Source organism: Mammaliicoccus sp. N-M50, from assembly GCF_022386995.1.
GTDB classification, from domain to species: domain Bacteria; phylum Bacillota; class Bacilli; order Staphylococcales; family Staphylococcaceae; genus Mammaliicoccus; species Mammaliicoccus sciuri_A.
In genome coordinates, this window is the sequence record NZ_JAJNJA010000001.1 from 319,465 (window position 1) to 337,503 (window position 18,039).

Genomic DNA, 18,039 nt, shown 5'->3' on the forward strand with positions numbered 1-18,039 from the left:
TCCTCCTGTGGTATAATATTTACAAATCTTATTTCTCATTTGGACACCTTGGTCGAGGTGTCTTTTTTAGTCGAATAAATCATGGTTCCAATGTCTACTGGTCAAATAGTTATACAATCTTTCGTTTTCGGTCGTGTTTTCTAACAAATAGTCATTTAGCATTGCTACAATGTTTTCTTTCTGTGTTTCGTAATCATCAGCTGATGTAAAGCAAGCTGATACTATTGTTCTTTCAGTTCTATTACATCTGATTTTCATATCAATATAGTCATCGTAATAAACAACTTCTTTTTCAAACCAAAATCCTGATAATGAAAAATTTGATTTCCTTTGTTCTCCTACTTCAAGCATTTAGATCCCTCCTTTAAATTTCATCATTTTTTAAACTATTGAATACATGGTCGAACATTTCGAAAAACAAAACTGTTACAAGCCAAAACATTAAGGAATGTTCAATAGGTGTAACTGAAAAACTTGCTATAATAAAGAACTCAATTACTATGATCAATGTAAGTAACGGATATTTTAAAATGTTCATAAATCCACCTTCATTTCTTCGAATTTTTTTATTACATCATTTATTGCTCTGTTATAACCTTTTTTAAATGCTTGCCTTTTGATTTCATTTATACCTTTTGGTCGTTTATCCTCTACTATGTCTTCTATATCGGTAGCACTATATTTAAGAAAGTTAGATAATTTAAGTTCAGTTTTACTAGAATAATTAACTTTATGATTCTTCATTTTTGATAAAAAAGCTGGAGAAACCTCTAATATTAATGCCAGTTTATTAATCGATAATCCAAGTTCATCAGACTTTTGAAAAACTTTGTTCAATAAATTTTCTCTAGCTTTAGTCATTCCTTTCATATAATACCTCCTATATTCTGCGTTCCATTTTTAATTTCTGTTCATGTGCTTTTACTAAATCTCTAATGTTTTTATTAATGTGTTCACATGTCTTATTGATGAATACAGTTCCGTGGAACAATACATCTTCACATTCGGACATTGTCTTTACGATTTCTTCTTTTTCATTTCTAGTCATATATTCCGGTCTTTTTAAGAAATCGCATTCTTCTAAGGCGTAGATTGCTTCTTTCATTTCCTTTATAAGTTGATATTTAACTAAACCAGGGTGATCATAATAATATTCATCACTGTGTGCAGGTGTGGAGAAACCGTCCGAAAATTCATTTAATGTATCTGTTACAAAAACTCCGTCATTACTATTTGTTGCTAAAGCTTTATATGTGTCTGCCGATATATTCCTTTGACCGTTAATCATCATCGACATGTTGCTCTTTGTTGTTAGTGCCATGTCTGCCAATCGTTGCTGTGTCATTCCTGTTCTATCAATTTGCCTTTTGATTACATGTGCCATATTGTTCTCCTTCTTTCTATAATCCTTATTGATTAATGCGTGTGTTTGGTTAACTGTTCCGTCTTTAAAGTTCACATCATGTGATGTATTATTTAGTTATCATCATTTGGTCGAATAAATGATGTGTTCTAAAAATCTCAATTTGGTCATTGAGTGTAACTGGACTGGGTTTGGTCACCTGGTTCAGTTATTTTTTTATGCTTCTTTAAGGTTGAGTTCTAGTTGATATACTGTGTCGTAAGATGGTTGCCATTGTTCAATAAATTTAACTGCTTCTTCGTATCGTCCTCTAGGAATACTGTTATACGTTGGTACTTGGAAGATTTTTTTAATACTTCTATAGATTTCTGCAAACAATTTCTTAGATGTTTCTTTGTAATATCCATTGAATTTATTCCTAACAATCTCTGCTACTTTACGAGCAACTAGTTGTTGAATATGTTTTGCTTGTCCATGCATAATTGGATAACTTTCTTCTATAGCTGTTACACGTTCGTCTAATTCGGTATTACCTTGTGCAATCAGTTGAATTTGTTCTGATGTTGTTAAAGGTTTAACTTGATAAGAACCAGTCTTTCTTAAAGTTGGTAAAACATCGTCAAATACCCACTCTTCAAATTGTTCTGCTTGTGGAAGTTTTGATTTAGTAATTAATCTGTATAAATTTCCTTCGTCAATAAACTTTTTGTTTTGAATACCACCATTTGAAAGGACCTCGCGTTTCACGACCCCCTTTGTTTTAGAATGTCTGTTAATGGCATCATGTGGATTTGAATAACCTAAAATTTCAGCTACCTTAATTGCTGGGAACCATTGCTTTCCTTCTATTGTTAAAACTTCTAAATTTCCGAAACTAGAATTCTTAAAAATTTGTAATTCGTTTGTCATTTGAATGACCTCCTAAATTTGTTATAGATTTATTATTTTGATTTGGTACAATTAATTTAATTTATTATGAAAGCGTGGTGAAATTTATGACTGAGAAAGAATTTAATGATGCGTTTGATAAAGCTTTTAATGAATCTGTTGATTTCGCTACTTCAACAGAAAATATTTCAAAGATAAAACGTATTGTTGATAAAGAAAATCCTACTTTTTCTAAAAACGAAAAAGAATTGATGATTCAACAGCACGTTTTGCAAGCAACATTTACTAATCTAATGAAAAATTCTTTACGTAGTGTATTTGTTCGCGAATCTTAGATTGAATATTGGAAATATCACTTGCTTTAATTGACTTATAATTTTTAGTTTCACTCTTAACACTTTTAATCTCCTCGGCCAAGATGATGATTAGGAGTGTTATTTTGATAATTTTTAACTTGCTCATGTACAGACCTCCTATAACCATTTTTTATGTTTTTTCTTTAAAAATTCTTCTAGTTTTTGAATATTGATTAGTGTTAAACCAGGTGTTAAATCAAGATACAGTCCTTCGATACCTAAATTGTCTTGTTCGTAAGATTTCAACCAGTTGTATACTGTTGTTCTACCTACTCCAAACGCTTTTCCGACTGGACCAGGTTTAGCATAAATAGGATTAAACACAACTTGATCTGAATCTACGATTACATTTTTTTCATTAGGCAATATCTTTAAATTAGACATAGTTTAGTTCCTCCTTTTCTTTTGTTGACGTCCTATTACAACGTTTAGTCTTGGCAATGACTGTTAGATGTATTTAAGCGTGGCTCATATCATCGCTCACTCTAGCTCTTAAACGCTCTAGTAGGACGTCAACATGTTCGTTTTAAGTTCTGTCTTACTTATTTACTTTCAAATTTGTAATATTAAATTTGAAGGGTGGTGATACTGTGGAATTAAATCAAGACTGTATCAGAGATATTTTATTAACAATTGAAGGTATGAATTACACATTAGAAGGTTTAACAAAAGAAAAATTTGAAAAAACCGATCGAATGCAAAAATACGATTCAATACAAATCTTATATACTCTAAAACGTCTATTTGATGCTGGATTTATCAAAGTGCTTTTTGCAAAAGGTGAAGCATTTTACGCTTTCTACAATGTTCATTCAATGACTTATGAAGGTCATCAACTTTTAGATTCAATAAGGGACGACATTATTTGGTCTGAAACTAAAAAGCGTGCTTCTAAAGTCTCTAGTGTTTCAATACCTGTGCTTCAAAACATTGCAACTTCCGTAATGAATAAATATTTAGGTCTCGATTAATCCAACTTGAATTCAACTGTGTCAATTTGTACATAATAATTATTTTTTAATCTTGGCATATGCTGAATTTGTCTATTAATTATATTTTCGGATATTGACATGTTTACATCTTCAATATCTTCAATCTCAATCAGTCGTCTATTACCTAAATCGTCATAAAAGTAATAGATGGCTTTTTCATTACTCATAAAACATCCTCTCTTTCCGTGAACTGACTGGTCTATCATGTTCACTTATTTTTTCGTATTATTTAGTTAGTCGAATAAATCAAGTGTTCTAGTTATATACTTCATCGTACGTATCGCGTACTTGTTTCTCAAAAAAAATTTTCCAATCTACTCCATATAAATCACCAAGTATTATAGCTACCTTTATAGGCAAACTTCTGTGTTCCTGTTCATAGCTTGCATACGTTGATTTTGGAATATTTAAAACTTCGGACAATTTTATTTGAGTGTATTTATTTTCAAGTCTTAATTCTTTAAGTTTATTCATTATTAGCACCTCCTAAGTCTTACGTATTGCGTACTATCAATATATTACATTACGCGTACTATGTCAACAATAAATATTCTTTTCGTAATAGTTTGTATAATTTGTATTCAAAAAGTACGCATATTGTGTATATAATACAATTAAGAGGTGATACTATGTTTGCAGCAAATCTTCAAAGGTTACGCAAACAAAAGCGTTTAACTCAAGTGGAAATGGCTAAAATATTAGATGTAGCAAAAACTACATATGCTAGCTATGAACAAAATAGAAGAATGCCAGATAATATAATTCAAAATAAAATTGCAGATTTTTTTAATGTTACATTAGATGAATTACACGGTCGTAAAACTAAGGAAAGACTTAACCTACTTGAAGATGCTGAAGTTTTGATGTTTTCAGACAAAGAAGGTTGGGACGAACTATCCGATGACCGTAAAAAAGAAATTATGCGAGAATTATCAGATTTAGCCGACTTCTATATAGAGAAAGATAAAAAGGCTAAAGGTGATCAATAGAAAAGAGTATGAACTAACACCCTGTTAGTTTATATTTTTTAACTAAATTTTAGATTGCACTAAATTAGTAGACTAACATTTATAAATTGGATGAAGGTATATTTTTAGTGTTTTATATTATTAATAAATAAGGGGAATATTAAATGAATAAAGTTGCTGAAAAATATTTAGATGATTTTTTAAGTTCATATAGAAATGCTGTTAAAAATAGAATGATTTCACAATACAATAGTAATCCTGAAACTTTTCCATTTATGGAAGATGAGAATTATTATATAGGTTTAATTAAATTAAATGATAAATTTTTTGAATATAGTGATGTAGTTATCATAACTAATAAAAATATTAATGATTTAAATCTTGATTATAGAAATCAAGACAATGTTGAACTTTCAAAAACAGCTACCAAATATATTAGACAACCTATAGAATATATTTTTGATGTTTTAAAAATATTTAATTTCGATGATTACAAAACATTTATAAATATAGTTCATCATTTCGATGATTTTAAAGAGTACAAAAATTATAGGGGGAAAAATTTTCAAAGAGATGGAAGTAAATTAGCTGAAAAACACTTAAAAAATTACGAAAAATTGTCCACAGAAAGAATGTCATCTAAAAAACATAGTAAAGTTAGTCCTTTCAATCATTTAAAATTGGATGATATGGTTAGGGTTGTTGATGATAAGACTTTTGAATATCAAATTAACCAAGGATTAGAAGCTTATAAACGAGAGCTCTATCTACCTGCTGCTGCCACGTTTGCAGTAGCAATAGAAACATTTTTAATAAAATTAAAAAGACTAAACAACATTAAACATAAGGATTCTGATTCAACAATGTATGATAAGTTAATCGAAAATTTAAAAGAAAGAGATAAAATTAACTATCGAACTAAGAGACGAATTGAAGTAGCTTATTCTATGAGAAATATAATTAATCATACTCAAGCTGGAGCTGTAGCAAAAGCAGACTGTGACTTTTTACTCACAACATTAAAAGATATTGTCGACCAAAACCAAACAATTTTCCTTGCAAATCAATCTTCAAGAAGTGAAAGCAATTCTCTAGAGTGATAATTGCTTTCTATTTTCTCAATAATTGACTTATATAGCTCAAATTTAAGTTTTTGATCATATTCATAAATACCGAAAGACTCACTATATGATATAACTGATTCTTTAATATACGCTATTTCTGCTTTACTAAAATTTATTTCCACTTAAATCACCCTTTTTCTTGATATTATATCAAATATAAGGAACCTTACCAATTATACAAGGAGATGCATAAATGAAAAAGCTTTTATTAGCAACACTTACAGGAACTTTATTACTTGGTGCATGTAGTCAGGAAGATGAAAAATCATCTAAAAATGATACTACTAAGAAAATAGATAATAAAGACAAGAATAAAAAAGAAAACGAAAAAACGAACAATACTGATAAAGAAAATAAAAACAAAGATAGTAAAAATGAATCAGAATCAAAAACAGAGGAACAATCTACTGATGAAAATACAACAGAAATTTCTCAATCAGTTGAAGAAACAACCACAGAACAACCTAATCAAGTGCAACAAACTGAGCAAAATGTTTCAACAGAAGAACAACCACCACTATCTGAACAACAGGGTGGATATGATGGTTCGCAACCTGGATGGAATTATAATGAAGACACTGGACAATTTACTGACAGAGATCCGAATTTTGAAAGTAATATGCAAAAAGAAGAAGAATTATTCGACCAATTAGAAAATGGCGATTTATCACAAGAAGAATATTCTAACCAAATGGACGAATTATGGAATCAATAATAACTTTAATTTAGCTGACCACTAAATATTTTGGTCGGCTTTTATTTCAAACTTAAACCGAACATACGTTCTAATAAATTGGAGGAATAGAACATGAATACAAACACATTAATTGAAATACCAGAAAGATATAAACAATTTAGGACTGGAATATCAAAGTTTGCTACATCAAGAGATAACAAAAGAATAGAAAATAATGACCAAGCAATCATTATATATTTTGATGATACAGACAACATTGAGCCTTTGCTATTTGATAAAGATATTGTAGTTATAAATGATGAAATGAACGGTACTCCTTTTAACCAGTTTGTTGCAGAAATTAATTTTATTGAATCAGATAGATTTGAAATAAAAAAATTATCAAACTATGTTGCTATTAATAACACCAGCTACTCTCTTGAAGATATAAACAACGTAAATATAATCGGCAAAGTGATTAAATTAATTAGATCATTTGATTAGATTTGGAGGAAGTAAAATGAGAGTCGAAGATATAGTGAATGAACTCACTGCTTATACTATTTTAGATAAGAGTGACTTGAATATAGATTTTTTAAGCAATATATATAATATTTTAGTGGTCTATAACTCCCCTATTACGTTATATGCGAAAGTAAGGAATAGAGATGTAATATTCATCAAAAACGACAGTAACGAGAATATGTGGAAAGCATTTTGTCATGAGTTTGCACATTTTTACTTACACATTGGAAATCAAAATAAAACAAAACATCTATTCAACTTTAAACAAGAAGCTGAAGCTGAAAAGTTTTCTTTATTACTACGTATGCCAGAAAGATTAATCGTTACAAATGAGTTATGGACTGCTGAACAGCTTGTATATTACTTTGAGGTAACGTATTTAGAGGCATATAAAAGACTAGAGATGTTGATCAATAGAAGTAAAACACATCCTTTAGTTGGTATTAAATCGATTTGATGTAATTTTGGAGGTATAAAAACATGTGGTATGAAGAAAGGGTTTTAAAAAATGGAAAAACAACTTATAAATTTTATGAAAGATATAAAGATCCACTTACTAATAAAAGTAAAAAAGTAAGTATAAGTATGAATACATGTACAAAAAAGGCTAAAAATGAAGCTGTGTTATTGCTAGATAAAAAAATAAATTCTATTATTTCAAATAGTGATACACAACAATTAAGTACTTTAACTTTTTTCGAGGTCTGTGATGAGTATTTTAAACACTATAAAGCGACTTCAGGTAATAAATATAATACATTTTTGAGTAAAGAAAGTGAACTCAAAGTACTAAAAAAATTATTTAATAGTGATGTATTAGTTCAAAAGTTAAATTTATCTTATACTCAAAAGCAATTTGATAAAATTCTAGAATTAAATATTGCTCATGAATATAGCTATAAGATATTATCCCTATTTAAAAACATAATGCGATACGTTAATAAATTTTATAACTTAGAAAACATATCTTTCATTGATAACATTACTCTACCACGAAAAAGTTTATCTATAGAACAAATTAGAAATAAACAATCATTTTTCTTGGAAAATTCAGAGGTTAAATTAATAATTAATAAAATACTGGAAGATTACCAGGCACTTAATAGATTAGATAGCAAAAGAATACGTTTTGTGACTGCATATATTATTGAATTTATGTATCTAAATGGGATGAGGGTCGGAGAACTATTAGCTATTAAAAATGAAAATATAGACTTTGATAAAAAGGAATTAATGATAGAAGGAACTATCAATTGGAAAAAGTCCAATGGTGGTTACGGTGTTAAAGATACTACTAAAAATGAATATAGTACTCGAAAAATTAATATAAATAATAGAAGTTGCCAAATATTAAAAACACTTATCCATGAAAATAAAAAATTACAACTTTATAATAAATCATATATTAATCGAGGTTTTATTTTCACTACAAGTAAAGGTAACCCTATCTTTATTTCTCAAATAAATAAAATATTAGAAGAAGCTGTAGATAAAATTGATTCGATCAATAAAAAAGTGACTACTCATATATTCAGACATTCACATATAACCCTTTTAGCTGAAATGGGTATTCCTTTGAAAGTTACTATGGATAGAGTTGGTCATAATGATCATGATACTACTTTAAAAATATACTCACACGTATCTGAAAAAATGTCTAAAGAGTTAGTAAATAAGTTAGAAAATATTAACATCGTATAGATTTTGCCCCCTTTTTGCCCCCTTTTCATAAAAAGACATAATAAAAAGCCCGAAACCATTGGTATACGGGCTTTTATAATTTGAATTATTTTTCTAATGATTCAATATATTTTACAGCGTCACCAACTGTGTTGATTTTTTCTGCTTCCTCATCAGGAATTTCCATATCAAATTCATCTTCTAATTCCATTACTAATTCTGCGATATCTAAAGAATCAGCACCTAAATCATCTTTAAATGAAGCTTCAGGCGTTACTTTTTCAGCGTCTACACCTAGACGATCTACAATAATGTCTTTAACTTTGTCGAAACTTGCCATTCCATTCACCTCCTTTAAATGATTTAAATCTTATATAATAAGAAATTCAATTTCTCTTACTATCCTATTCTACTATAAAAGTAGTTATTATTGCATATACATTCCGCCATTAACGTGAATTGTTTGGCCAGTAATATAGCTTGCTTTATCACTTACAAGAAATGCTACTGTATGTGCAATATCACTATCTTCACCAAATCGTGCAAGTGGAATTTGTGATTTCATTTGTTCTTTTAATTCATCAGATAATTGATCTGTCATATCTGATATGATAAATCCTGGTGCAACTGCATTACAAGTAATGCCTCTAGATGCTAATTCTCTAGCAAATGTTCTTGTCATACCTTCAACACCTGATTTAGTTGCTACATAGTTCACTTGTCCTGCGTTTCCTAATGATCCTACAACACTTGATAAGTTAATGATGCGACCAGATTTTTGTTTTAACATTGGTCTTGTTACTGCTTGAACACAGTTAAATACACCTTTTAAGTTTGTATTGATTACGTCATCCCATTCGTCTTGTTTCATACGCATCAATAAATTATCTCTTGTAATACCTGCATTATTGACGAGTACGTCGATAGTACCAAATTGAGATGTTGTTTCTTTAATCATAGCTTTCACTTCATCTTGCTCACTTACATTTGCTTGAAATGCAAATGCTTCTACACCAAATGATTTAATTTCAGAAACGACTTCTTCTGCTTTTTCTTTATTTCCTGCATAGTTTACAACTACATTGTAACCTTCTTTACCAAGTTCTAATGCAATTTTACGACCAATACCTCTAGAAGCACCTGTAACGATAGCTGTTTTTGTCATTATTCATTCCATCCTTTAATATCATCAATTGTTTGAATTGATGTTATTTTAACATCACGACTAATTTTTTTAACTAACCCAGATAATACTTTGTTAGGACCGACTTCGATAAAGTGATCTACACCTTGTTCAATTAAATACTCAACAGATTGACTGAATTCAACTGGTGAGAATAATTGTTTAACCATGTTCGCTTTAATAACTTCATGATCTGTTTCAGGTTTAGCATATACATTTTGTACAATTGGGTGTTCAGCATCATTCCACTCAAATTGATTAATGTAGTTTTCAAAATCATCTGCTATAGTTTTCATCATTGAAGAATGAAATGGACCTGAAACTTTTAAAGGCATAACACGTTTAGCACCTAGTGATTTACCTTCTGCTGCAAGTTTATCAATGAGTTCTGCATGACCAGATACAACGATTTGACCTGGGCAATTGATGTTTGCTGGTTCAATAAGTTTGTCCTCTGTTGATAATTGTTCACAGATTTCTCTCACTTTTTCAATGTCTAAACCTAGTACCGCTGCCATAGAACCTACACCTTGTGGAAAAGCTTCAGACATTAATGTACCACGTTTATGTACGATTTGAACGGCATCTTCAAACTTTAATACACCTTCTGATACTAATGCTGAATATTCACCTAAACTATGTCCTAATGCGTAGTCATAATTTAAATCTTTTAAAGCATTCATTAAAGCTGAACTATGCGTTAACAATGCTGGTTGTGTATATTCAGTTAATCCAAGAATTTCTTCTGGATCTTTAAACATAATTTCAAGTAAATCAAATGATAATGATTCATTTGCTCTTTCTAAAATTGATGTTGCATTAATTTCTTCTTGATATAAATCTTCTGCCATTCCTACTTTTTGTGACCCTTGACCAGGGAACATGATTGCAACTTTACCCATTTATTTCACCTACTGCTTTCTTCATTTTATCTACTATTTTAGTATCTGCAGCTAGCTTAGCTTGTTTAATTGCATTATAGAATGCACGTTGATCTGATGATCCGTGTGCTTTAACAACAACACCATTTAATCCTAATAGGACTGAACCACCGTATTCTGCATAGTCCATTTTATTGCTGATTTTTTTAATATCTTTTTTCAAAGTAAGTGCAGCAAGTTTATTTTTAGTTGAAGCAGTCATCGCTTCTTTCAACATTTTAAATATACCTGTTGCTGTACCTTCGATTGTTTTTAACACCATGTTACCGTTATAACCATCTGATACAACGACATCACATGCATCTAACAATAAAGATTTTGCTTCAACATTTCCAATAAAGTTATCAAATTGTTCTTCTTTAAGTAATTGATAAGTCTTTTTCATTAAAGCATTACCTTTTGTTTCTTCAGTACCAATATTTAAAAGAGCCAATGAAGGATTTTCAATACTTCTAATTTGTTTGGCATAAATTTCACCCATTTTAGCATATTGCACAAGATGTTCAGGTTTAGCATCTGAGTTTGCACCAATATCTAAAAATACAAATCCTTTACCTGTCACAGTTGGGAAAGTCGCAACTAATGCAGGTCTTTCAATACCTTTTATTCTGCCGACAATAAATAATCCACTACTCATAAGTGCACCTGTATTACCAGCTGATACACATGCTTCTGCTTTACCTTCTTTAACAGCATTCGCCATTAAAACCATTGAAGCATTTTTCTTTTTCTTAATTGATCTAACAGGTTCATCATCCATTGTTATCTTTTCATCTGTATGATAAAAAGTGATACGATCATGTTTGTAATCAAATTGTTTTTCGTCACCATATAACAAAATCTCTAAATCTGGAAAATCATTAACTGCTTGTTTAACCGCTTCTATTACGATACCTGGCGCGTCATCTCCGCCCATCATATCTATCGCAATCTTAACCATTATTTTCACCCTCGCTCGAATAATACATTTCAAATTGTCCTTGGAAAACAGTTTCTCCATGAACAGTGCTTGTGACATCTACTTTAGCTATATGTTTCGATTTATGAATCACAGTAGCTTTAGCAATGACTCTTTCATTTAGTTTTACTGATTTTTTGAATTGAACATTACTCTTAGTTGTTAATGCTAATTCATCATTAATCAATGCTACACATAATGAGTTAGCTTGGGCAAATAAATAGTGTCCTCTAGCAATACCGTTACGTGTAAAAACATGTTCTTCCTTAATATCTATAATAGATATTGCTGATTTATCTAATTCAATATCTATAATTTCCCCAATGACATCTTCAATGGGTAATGATTTAATTTCATCATGATTTTGTGTTGCTACATCTTTGATGCGGCGTCTTAATTCTGGAATACCTAGCTCCATTCTATCTAGTCTAATAGTTTGGATGCTTACTTTAAAATATTCACTTAAAGTTTCGTCAGTTATGAAAGGTTCAGCTTTCAAACGATTTGTTAATTCCCTCTGGCGATCTGCTTTTGATAATTTCATTTCATCCAAATCCATTCTATTATGTACTTATAGCTAAAATTAGCACCTGCTATCATGACCTACCTTACTTATACTAACATGGGTATAACAATATACTCAACAAATTATACAATAAAAAAGAGCGAAATTTAAAAAATTGGTCATAAGACTTAAATAATAAGATGAGAAGACAAGGTGGAATGAGTAAATTTTTTTGGGGGTGGTTATGGATTTGAGGAGGAAGGTCGGGTTATTTTGGGTGCGAGGTTAGGTGTTGGAATTGGGAGCTGAGGCTTAAGCTATCACTTGGCTTAATGTAGGCATTAAGCTACGATTTGGGCGATTTCTTGGCTTAATGTAGTAGTTAAGCTACGACTTGAGCGATATCTTGGCTTAAGTTAGGAGTTAAGCTATGACTTGAGCAATCTCTTGGCTTAATGTAGGACTTAAGCCATGACTTGGACAATCTCTTGGCTTTATTTAGGACTTAAGCCATGACTTGGACGATCTCTTGGCTTTATTCAGGACTTAAGCTAAGACTTAAGCAATTTCTTGGCTTAATGTAGGACTTAAGCTACGACTTGAGCGATCTCTTGGCTTTATTCAGGACTTAAGCTACGACTTGAGTGATCTCTTGGCTTAATGTAGGCATTAAGCTACGACTTGGGCGATTTTTTATGTAATCAAAAATGTTCATTTCTAAATAATCATTTAATTTTTAAAAAGATGTGAGTTTACTACCACTTTAACTCACATGTTCACCAATCTCGTGAGTTTACTACCTCTTTAACTCACATGTTCACCAATCTCGTGAGTTTACTACCTCTTTAACTCACATGTTCATCTATCTCGTGGGTTTATTACTTCTTTAACTCACATGTTCATCTATCTTGTGAGTTTACTACCTCTTTAACTCACATCTTCTTCAATCTCGTGGGTTTACTTCTTCTTTAACTCACATGTTCGACAATCTTGTGAGTTTACTACCTCTTTAACTCACATCTTTTTCAATCTCGTGAGTTTACTGCCTCTTTAACTCACATCTTTTCAAAACTCGTGAGTTTACTGCCTCTTTAACTCACATCTTTCACAATCTCGTGGGTTTACTGCCTCTTTAACTCACATGTTTTCCAATCTTGTGAGTTTACTACTTCTTTAACTCACATGTTCACCAATCTCGTTGGTTTACTACTTCTTTAACTCACATCTTCTTCAATCTTGTGAGTTTACTGCCTCTTTAACTCACATGTTTTCCAATCTCGTGGGTTTAATACCTCATTAACTCACATCTTCTCGAATATCTCACATTCTCCCTACCTACTCGATGAATCCTCCACACCTATATCCAACAAATCACCCACCTATCTCTCATACCCACTTCATCCAACTCATTTCTCCCAACAAAAAAAGAGCAAAATTTGAAATTTTGCTCTCCTCTATCATAGTTATGCTGCATTTTCTTCTACTGCTGTAAATATCATGCGCTCTTCGAACAATAAAGTATCTGGATTATAATTATCACATGTTATTAATGTTAATTGATTCGGTTTACCTTTATGTTCATCTAATACTTCTACTTGATTTGGCTTCACATTTTTAATGTTTTTAATTATATATGTCTTTTTACCTTTTAATGTGATGAGTTCTACTTTATCGCCAACTTTTGCGCGATCGAGATAATTAAATCTTATTCCTGCACCTTCTACACGATGGCCTGCGATTGCGACATTTTGCTCACTTAATTTTTCGTTCTCATCTACTAAAGACAATCCGTTTTTCAAATTTTGTTCTGTTGCTGGTCCTTTAAATATAGGCTCTGATATATCTGCTGCTGGTACTTTTAAATAACCAACCATGTGTTCATTTACTTTTAAGTTATCTGTTTCTGTTTTTGTAATCCATGATTCTATTGGATTTATTTTAACGCTGTCATCATGATTTTCATACGACTCGATGACTTTATCATTAACACGGTCTGTAAAATACGTTCTAATATCATTCCAGAAGAAAATAGATATTGCCGTCATGATTAATAAGATACCTATAATTTTATATAACCATCTCATGTTTCTAACCTACTCTCAAAATATGGTAATTCAAATTTATACAATACGTGTACCAATGTCAATCAAAATTTTGTTCTGACATAGATTCTTGTACTAATAATCTCAATTTATCATATTCAGGTTTGAAAAATTCACCTGATTGCACTAATTCACTCGCTTCGTCTCTTGCGACTTCTAACATCCTATAATCTTCTACAATATTTGCAACTCTGAAATCAGGTAAACCACTTTGTTTAACGCCAAAGAAGTCACCTGGTCCTCTCATTTCCAAATCTCGTTCTGATAAATAAAAACCGTCAGTAGATTCAGTCATAATGTGCATACGTTCTACACCACTCTCAGTTTTAGGTGATGCTACTAACGTACAGTAACTTTGGTGATGACTTCTACCGACACGTCCTCTTAATTGGTGTAAAGTAGATAAACCAAATCGGTCAGCATCATAGATAATCATAAATGTTGCATTAGGGACGTTTACACCTACTTCAACAACAGTTGTAGAAACTAATATCGCGATTTCATTATTACTAAATTTATTCATGATTTCGTCTTTTTCATCTGCATGCATTTTCCCATGGACAAGACCGACTTTATCCGCACCGAAACGCAACTGTAATTGCTCATAAATTGCGACTACATTTTGAACATCCAACGCTTCACTTTCTTCTATTAATGGACAAATGACATACGCTTGTCGACCTTTTGATATTTCACTGTTTAGTTGATTCAGTACATGATCAATTTCTTCATGTTTAGCCCACGATGTCAAAATTTCTTTTCTCCCTTTAGGCATTTGTTTAATCGAGGTTACATCCATTTCCCCGAACGCAGAGATAGACAATGTTCTCGGAATTGGTGTTGCTGTCATAAATAAGACATTTGTATCTGCACCTTTTTCACGCAACTTCTTACGTTGATTTACACCAAATCGATGCTGTTCATCAATGATAACTAATCCAATATCATTGAACGCTACATCATCTTGAATAAGTGCATGCGTGCCTACAATAACGTCAACTTCTCCTGCTTCTAACTGTTCAAGTAATAATTTTCTTTTTTTACCTTTAACCGAACTTGTTAATAAAGCGACATTCAATTGCCCACCAAACAACTCATCTAAACTGATTGCATGTTGTTCAGCTAATATAGCTGTTGGGACCATAAGCGCACTTTGCTTACCTGCATTAAACATTGCATAAATCGCAATAGCTGCAACAACCGTTTTACCCGAACCTACATCACCTTGTAATAATCGATGCATTTTAATAGGCGCTTTTAAATCTCTAAAAATTTCATTCACACTATTTTTCTGAGCATCTGTTAATTCAAATGGTAATGTTTCGATAAAAGATTTCACCGCATTAACATCATAATTTAAACCTTCTATTTTATTAGATTCTTTTTCTAATTTGCTTAACCATTTCATCTTTAACTGAAATAAGAATAATTCATTAAATGAAAATGTTCGACGTGCTAATTTGAGGTGATTAAATTGAAGTGGTTTATGTAAAATTGGAATGACATCTTTTAATGGCATTAATTTGTACTTATCCATTAAATTTGGAGATAACCATTCATCAATTTCAACAAGTTGTAATGCTTGTTCAATGTATTTATTAAGCTGCTTTTGTTTTAAACCTTCTTTTAATCGATAAATAGGTGTTAACGCATTTCCACCGTCCTCTTTTTCAGCCATTACTTTTTGACCAGCAATAATTTGTTTCTTTTGATCCCATTTACCTTTGATCGTAACTGTTTCACCCATAATGAGTCTTTTTTTCAAATAAGGTTGATTAAAGAATGTGACTTTAACGGCAATTTGATCAATCAGCATATGGCACGTTAATTTAGATTTATTTCTACCAAAAAATGCGACAGTCGGACTAGAGTACACTTCTCCAGTAACAGTGACAACATCACCATCAGTTGCTTCGTTTAAATTTATGACAGATTCATCTTCGTAACGTGTTGGTAAATACAACACTAAATCTTCTAATGTATAGATATTTAATTCATTTAATAACTGTAAACTTTTTGGTCCAACACCTTTAAGTTCTTGCAAAGTTCGGTCTGTATATATTAGATGTTGCTTATTCATTTTTATCACCTATATTTATTAATACTCTAATTATAGAACAAATACATAATATAAACCAATCGATTTCACCAAAATGAGCTTTATACAAACAAATAAAGACTAGGACAATGAATCATGTCCCAGCCTTATAAATTAATGTTTTGGTTAATTTCCAAATATCTCTTGTTTTAACCTTTCTCCTGTTGGCGTACCTGCTAAACCACCACGACCTGTTTCACGTAGTGCTGAAGGCATTGTTTGGCCAATCTTATACATAGCTTCTATAACTTCATCAGTAGGAATTCTTGATTTCACGCCTGCTAAAGCCATATCAGCTGAAATAATTGCATTTGAAGCACCTGCAGCGTTTCTCTTAACACAAGGTACTTCTACTAATCCCGCAACTGGATCACAAACAAGTCCTAACATATTTTTTAAGCTAATCGCAAATGCTTCTGCAGATTGTTGAGGTGTACCGCCAGCCATTTCTACTGTTGCAGCAGCACTCATCGCGGCTGCTGAACCAACTTCAGCTTGGCAACCACCAGCCGCACCTGATATAGATGCGTTATTCGCAACAACAAATCCAAATGCACCTGTTGTAAATAAGAAATGTAACATATCTTCTCTAGAAGGGTTTAGTCTTTTTTTCAGTGCAAATAATACACCAGGCGCAACCCCTGCAGAACCGGCAGTTGGTGTTGCACATATTTTACCCATTGCTGCATTTACTTCGTTCGTCGCAACAGCTTTACTTACTGCATCAATCATTAAATCACCTGAAAGTGATTGTCCACTTTCTAAATAATCTTGTAAAAGTACAGCATCCATTCCAGTTAAACCTGTTGTTGACGTTACACCATTTATACCACGTTCAATGGCTTTTTCCATTGTATCTAAATTGCGTTCCATATTTTGATAAACTTCTTCTTTAGAGAGTTTAGACACACGCATTTCTTGTTCAATCATGACTTCATAAATTTTTTTATTTTCTCTTTCACAAATTTCAATAAGTTCTTTTACACTTTGAAACATGATAACCCTCCTTTTATGATTCCCCCATTAATGTGACTGTCTGTACACCATCAATTTCTTTAATTTTATTTAAGACTTCTTGTGGAATATCATCATCTAATTCACACGTCATTAATGCAAGTTCACCTTTCTCTTTACGCGCCACTTGCATACTACCAACATTAATACGATAATCACCAAAGACATTGGTCACTTTCCCGATTGTGCCAAATGTATCCTTATGAAAAACAAGTAAAGCAGGATAATTCCCACTAATGGCAATTTGGAATCCGTTTATCGCAATGATTTCAACTTTACCACCACCAATTGAAATACCTTCTACTGAGATTTCCATTTCTTTATTTCTCATGTTGATAATTGCTGTATTCGGATGTGATCGTTCTTCATACATTTCGATAAAGTTGACATCAATCTGTTGTTGCTCAGCATCTTGAAGACTTGTTTTGATTCGGTCATCGTCTGTATCATAGCCTAGAATACCGCCGACTAACGCAACGTCAGTACCATGTCCTTTATAAGTTTCCATGAAAGACCCATATAAATATATATCAATATGTTCAGGTTTACCATCAAATAACCCTCTAGCTATTAATCCAATTCTTACTGCACCAGCAGTATGTGATGAAGATGGTCCAACCATTACTGGACCAATAATGTCAAAGACACTTCTATATTTCATCAATA

25 protein-coding genes are annotated in these 18,039 nt (G+C 31.6%); 8 read left to right on the forward strand and 17 right to left on the reverse strand.

The features are described from left to right. Positions 1-66: 66 nt before the first annotated feature. The 5 genes from LQ622_RS01575 to LQ622_RS01595 form a co-directional block, all read right to left on the reverse strand. Complete coding sequence (locus LQ622_RS01575; RefSeq protein ID WP_239774621.1) at positions 67-351, reverse strand: hypothetical protein; 285 nt, start codon at positions 349-351, stop codon at positions 67-69. 13 nt (positions 352-364) lie between these two features. Then, a complete protein-coding gene (locus LQ622_RS01580) occupies positions 365-538 on the reverse strand; it encodes a hypothetical protein (protein ID WP_185805782.1) in 174 nt (57 codons plus the stop codon). Continuing rightward, a complete protein-coding gene (locus LQ622_RS01585) occupies positions 535-870 on the reverse strand; it encodes a helix-turn-helix domain-containing protein (protein WP_210146489.1) in 336 nt (111 codons plus the stop codon). The genes LQ622_RS01580 and LQ622_RS01585 overlap by 4 nt, the downstream gene beginning before the upstream one ends. Before the next feature lie 10 nt (positions 871-880). Then, positions 881-1,384, reverse strand: coding sequence for a helix-turn-helix domain-containing protein (locus LQ622_RS01590; protein ID WP_210146488.1), 504 nt, complete (start codon positions 1,382-1,384; stop codon positions 881-883). Between the two features lie 195 nt (positions 1,385-1,579). Continuing rightward, on the reverse strand, positions 1,580-2,272 hold the full coding sequence (locus LQ622_RS01595) for a BRO family protein (RefSeq protein WP_239774622.1): 693 nt from the start codon (positions 2,270-2,272) through the stop codon (positions 1,580-1,582). An 86-nt stretch (positions 2,273-2,358) separates the two neighbouring features. Here LQ622_RS01595 and LQ622_RS01600 point away from each other — a divergent pair, with 86 nt between their 5' ends. Next, positions 2,359-2,586: a hypothetical protein gene (locus tag LQ622_RS01600; RefSeq protein WP_239774623.1), complete on the forward strand. Its 228-nt coding sequence runs from the start codon at positions 2,359-2,361 to the stop codon at positions 2,584-2,586. 138 nt (positions 2,587-2,724) lie between these two features. Here LQ622_RS01600 and LQ622_RS01605 read toward each other — a convergent pair whose 3' ends face one another. Further along, on the reverse strand, positions 2,725-2,991 hold the full coding sequence (locus LQ622_RS01605) for a helix-turn-helix domain-containing protein (RefSeq protein ID WP_107590690.1): 267 nt from the start codon (positions 2,989-2,991) through the stop codon (positions 2,725-2,727). A 206-nt stretch (positions 2,992-3,197) separates the two neighbouring features. Here LQ622_RS01605 and LQ622_RS01610 point away from each other — a divergent pair, with 206 nt between their 5' ends. Then, on the forward strand, positions 3,198-3,578 hold the full coding sequence (locus tag LQ622_RS01610) for a DUF2513 domain-containing protein (protein ID WP_107617182.1): 381 nt from the start codon (positions 3,198-3,200) through the stop codon (positions 3,576-3,578). Here the strand turns inward: LQ622_RS01610 and LQ622_RS01615 are convergent. Beyond that, positions 3,575-3,766, reverse strand: coding sequence for a hypothetical protein (locus tag LQ622_RS01615; RefSeq protein WP_107617181.1), 192 nt, complete (start codon positions 3,764-3,766; stop codon positions 3,575-3,577). The two genes, LQ622_RS01610 and LQ622_RS01615, sit on opposite strands and share 4 nt — an antisense overlap. Before the next feature lie 88 nt (positions 3,767-3,854). Beyond that, positions 3,855-4,073, reverse strand: a complete 219-nt coding sequence (locus LQ622_RS01620) for a helix-turn-helix transcriptional regulator (RefSeq protein WP_239774624.1) — start codon at positions 4,071-4,073, stop codon at positions 3,855-3,857. 155 nt (positions 4,074-4,228) lie between these two features. Here LQ622_RS01620 and LQ622_RS01625 point away from each other — a divergent pair, with 155 nt between their 5' ends. The 6 genes from LQ622_RS01625 to LQ622_RS01650 all read left to right on the forward strand — a co-directional run bounded on the left by LQ622_RS01625 (position 4,229) and on the right by LQ622_RS01650 (position 8,593). Next, the gene (locus LQ622_RS01625) at positions 4,229-4,588 is read left to right on the forward strand and encodes a helix-turn-helix domain-containing protein (RefSeq protein WP_239774625.1); all 360 of its coding nucleotides are present in this window, start codon (positions 4,229-4,231) and stop codon (positions 4,586-4,588) included. A gap of 143 nt (positions 4,589-4,731) precedes the next feature. Next, positions 4,732-5,667 (forward strand): hypothetical protein, encoded by a 936-nt coding sequence (locus LQ622_RS01630; RefSeq protein ID WP_239774626.1) that lies wholly within the window; start codon positions 4,732-4,734, stop codon positions 5,665-5,667. 217 nt (positions 5,668-5,884) lie between these two features. Continuing rightward, positions 5,885-6,406 (forward strand): hypothetical protein, encoded by a 522-nt coding sequence (locus LQ622_RS01635; RefSeq protein ID WP_239774627.1) that lies wholly within the window; start codon positions 5,885-5,887, stop codon positions 6,404-6,406. Between the two features lie 93 nt (positions 6,407-6,499). Further along, on the forward strand, positions 6,500-6,871 hold the full coding sequence (locus LQ622_RS01640; RefSeq protein ID WP_239774628.1) for a hypothetical protein: 372 nt from the start codon (positions 6,500-6,502) through the stop codon (positions 6,869-6,871). 16 nt (positions 6,872-6,887) lie between these two features. Continuing rightward, positions 6,888-7,349: an ImmA/IrrE family metallo-endopeptidase gene (locus LQ622_RS01645; RefSeq protein WP_239774629.1), complete on the forward strand. Its 462-nt coding sequence runs from the start codon at positions 6,888-6,890 to the stop codon at positions 7,347-7,349. 23 nt (positions 7,350-7,372) lie between these two features. Beyond that, positions 7,373-8,593 (forward strand): tyrosine-type recombinase/integrase, encoded by a 1,221-nt coding sequence (locus LQ622_RS01650; RefSeq protein ID WP_210136179.1) that lies wholly within the window; start codon positions 7,373-7,375, stop codon positions 8,591-8,593. A gap of 85 nt (positions 8,594-8,678) precedes the next feature. Here LQ622_RS01650 and LQ622_RS01655 read toward each other — a convergent pair whose 3' ends face one another. The 9 genes from LQ622_RS01655 to sdaAB form a co-directional block, all read right to left on the reverse strand. Next, positions 8,679-8,912 carry an acyl carrier protein gene (locus LQ622_RS01655; RefSeq protein WP_017000113.1) on the reverse strand — a complete coding sequence of 78 codons (234 nt, stop codon included), beginning with the start codon at positions 8,910-8,912 and terminating at the stop codon, positions 8,679-8,681. A gap of 87 nt (positions 8,913-8,999) precedes the next feature. Continuing rightward, positions 9,000-9,737, reverse strand: a complete 738-nt coding sequence (fabG, locus tag LQ622_RS01660) for a 3-oxoacyl-[acyl-carrier-protein] reductase (protein WP_239762340.1) — start codon at positions 9,735-9,737, stop codon at positions 9,000-9,002. After that, a complete protein-coding gene (gene fabD, locus LQ622_RS01665; RefSeq protein ID WP_204179223.1) occupies positions 9,737-10,657 on the reverse strand; it encodes an ACP S-malonyltransferase in 921 nt (306 codons plus the stop codon). The genes fabG and fabD overlap by 1 nt, the downstream gene beginning before the upstream one ends. Further along, positions 10,650-11,636, reverse strand: a complete 987-nt coding sequence (gene plsX, locus LQ622_RS01670; protein WP_196307669.1) for a phosphate acyltransferase PlsX — start codon at positions 11,634-11,636, stop codon at positions 10,650-10,652. The genes fabD and plsX overlap by 8 nt, the downstream gene beginning before the upstream one ends. Next, positions 11,629-12,198, reverse strand: a complete 570-nt coding sequence (gene fapR, locus LQ622_RS01675; protein ID WP_025905295.1) for a transcription factor FapR — start codon at positions 12,196-12,198, stop codon at positions 11,629-11,631. Before fapR ends, plsX begins: the two co-directional genes overlap by 8 nt. 1,424 nt (positions 12,199-13,622) lie before the next feature. Further along, positions 13,623-14,243 (reverse strand): class A sortase, encoded by a 621-nt coding sequence (locus LQ622_RS01680; protein ID WP_126476882.1) that lies wholly within the window; start codon positions 14,241-14,243, stop codon positions 13,623-13,625. Positions 14,244-14,301: 58 nt separating this feature from the next. Beyond that, a complete protein-coding gene (recG, locus tag LQ622_RS01685; protein ID WP_204168241.1) occupies positions 14,302-16,341 on the reverse strand; it encodes an ATP-dependent DNA helicase RecG in 2,040 nt (679 codons plus the stop codon). Between the two features lie 144 nt (positions 16,342-16,485). Then, positions 16,486-17,355 (reverse strand): L-serine ammonia-lyase, iron-sulfur-dependent, subunit alpha, encoded by an 870-nt coding sequence (gene sdaAA / locus LQ622_RS01690; protein ID WP_037587619.1) that lies wholly within the window; start codon positions 17,353-17,355, stop codon positions 16,486-16,488. A gap of 13 nt (positions 17,356-17,368) precedes the next feature. Continuing rightward, entirely contained in the window at positions 17,369-18,034 is a 666-nt protein-coding gene (gene sdaAB, locus LQ622_RS01695) for an L-serine ammonia-lyase, iron-sulfur-dependent subunit beta (protein WP_239774630.1), read from the reverse strand. Between the last annotated feature and the right edge of the window lie 5 nt (positions 18,035-18,039).

Excerpts from the sequence above, each read along its gene's own strand:
- LQ622_RS01650 (WP_210136179.1), top strand. The coding sequence starts at position 7,373 with ATGTGGTATGAAGAAAGGGTTTTAAAAAATGGAAAAACAACTTATAAA.
- LQ622_RS01620 (WP_239774624.1), bottom strand. The coding sequence starts at position 4,073 with ATGAATAAACTTAAAGAATTAAGACTTGAAAATAAATACACTCAAATA.
- LQ622_RS01625 (WP_239774625.1), top strand. The coding sequence starts at position 4,229 with ATGTTTGCAGCAAATCTTCAAAGGTTACGCAAACAAAAGCGTTTAACT.
- LQ622_RS01605 (WP_107590690.1), bottom strand. The coding sequence starts at position 2,991 with ATGTCTAATTTAAAGATATTGCCTAATGAAAAAAATGTAATCGTAGAT.
- sdaAA (WP_037587619.1), bottom strand. The coding sequence starts at position 17,355 with ATGTTTCAAAGTGTAAAAGAACTTATTGAAATTTGTGAAAGAGAAAAT.
- plsX (WP_196307669.1), bottom strand. The coding sequence starts at position 11,636 with ATGGTTAAGATTGCGATAGATATGATGGGCGGAGATGACGCGCCAGGT.
- LQ622_RS01645 (WP_239774629.1), top strand. The coding sequence starts at position 6,888 with ATGAGAGTCGAAGATATAGTGAATGAACTCACTGCTTATACTATTTTA.
- LQ622_RS01615 (WP_107617181.1), bottom strand. The coding sequence starts at position 3,766 with ATGAGTAATGAAAAAGCCATCTATTACTTTTATGACGATTTAGGTAAT.
- LQ622_RS01585 (WP_210146489.1), bottom strand. The coding sequence starts at position 870 with ATGAAAGGAATGACTAAAGCTAGAGAAAATTTATTGAACAAAGTTTTT.
- recG (WP_204168241.1), bottom strand. The coding sequence starts at position 16,341 with ATGAATAAGCAACATCTAATATATACAGACCGAACTTTGCAAGAACTT.
- LQ622_RS01680 (WP_126476882.1), bottom strand. The coding sequence starts at position 14,243 with ATGAGATGGTTATATAAAATTATAGGTATCTTATTAATCATGACGGCA.
- LQ622_RS01630 (WP_239774626.1), top strand. The coding sequence starts at position 4,732 with ATGAATAAAGTTGCTGAAAAATATTTAGATGATTTTTTAAGTTCATAT.
- LQ622_RS01575 (WP_239774621.1), bottom strand. The coding sequence starts at position 351 with ATGCTTGAAGTAGGAGAACAAAGGAAATCAAATTTTTCATTATCAGGA.
- LQ622_RS01635 (WP_239774627.1), top strand. The coding sequence starts at position 5,885 with ATGAAAAAGCTTTTATTAGCAACACTTACAGGAACTTTATTACTTGGT.
- sdaAB (WP_239774630.1), bottom strand. The coding sequence starts at position 18,034 with ATGAAATATAGAAGTGTCTTTGACATTATTGGTCCAGTAATGGTTGGA.
- LQ622_RS01600 (WP_239774623.1), top strand. The coding sequence starts at position 2,359 with ATGACTGAGAAAGAATTTAATGATGCGTTTGATAAAGCTTTTAATGAA.
- LQ622_RS01655 (WP_017000113.1), bottom strand. The coding sequence starts at position 8,912 with ATGGCAAGTTTCGACAAAGTTAAAGACATTATTGTAGATCGTCTAGGT.
- LQ622_RS01640 (WP_239774628.1), top strand. The coding sequence starts at position 6,500 with ATGAATACAAACACATTAATTGAAATACCAGAAAGATATAAACAATTT.
- fabD (WP_204179223.1), bottom strand. The coding sequence starts at position 10,657 with ATGGGTAAAGTTGCAATCATGTTCCCTGGTCAAGGGTCACAAAAAGTA.
- fapR (WP_025905295.1), bottom strand. The coding sequence starts at position 12,198 with ATGAAATTATCAAAAGCAGATCGCCAGAGGGAATTAACAAATCGTTTG.
- fabG (WP_239762340.1), bottom strand. The coding sequence starts at position 9,737 with ATGACAAAAACAGCTATCGTTACAGGTGCTTCTAGAGGTATTGGTCGT.
- LQ622_RS01595 (WP_239774622.1), bottom strand. The coding sequence starts at position 2,272 with ATGACAAACGAATTACAAATTTTTAAGAATTCTAGTTTCGGAAATTTA.
- LQ622_RS01590 (WP_210146488.1), bottom strand. The coding sequence starts at position 1,384 with ATGGCACATGTAATCAAAAGGCAAATTGATAGAACAGGAATGACACAG.
- LQ622_RS01580 (WP_185805782.1), bottom strand. The coding sequence starts at position 538 with ATGAACATTTTAAAATATCCGTTACTTACATTGATCATAGTAATTGAG.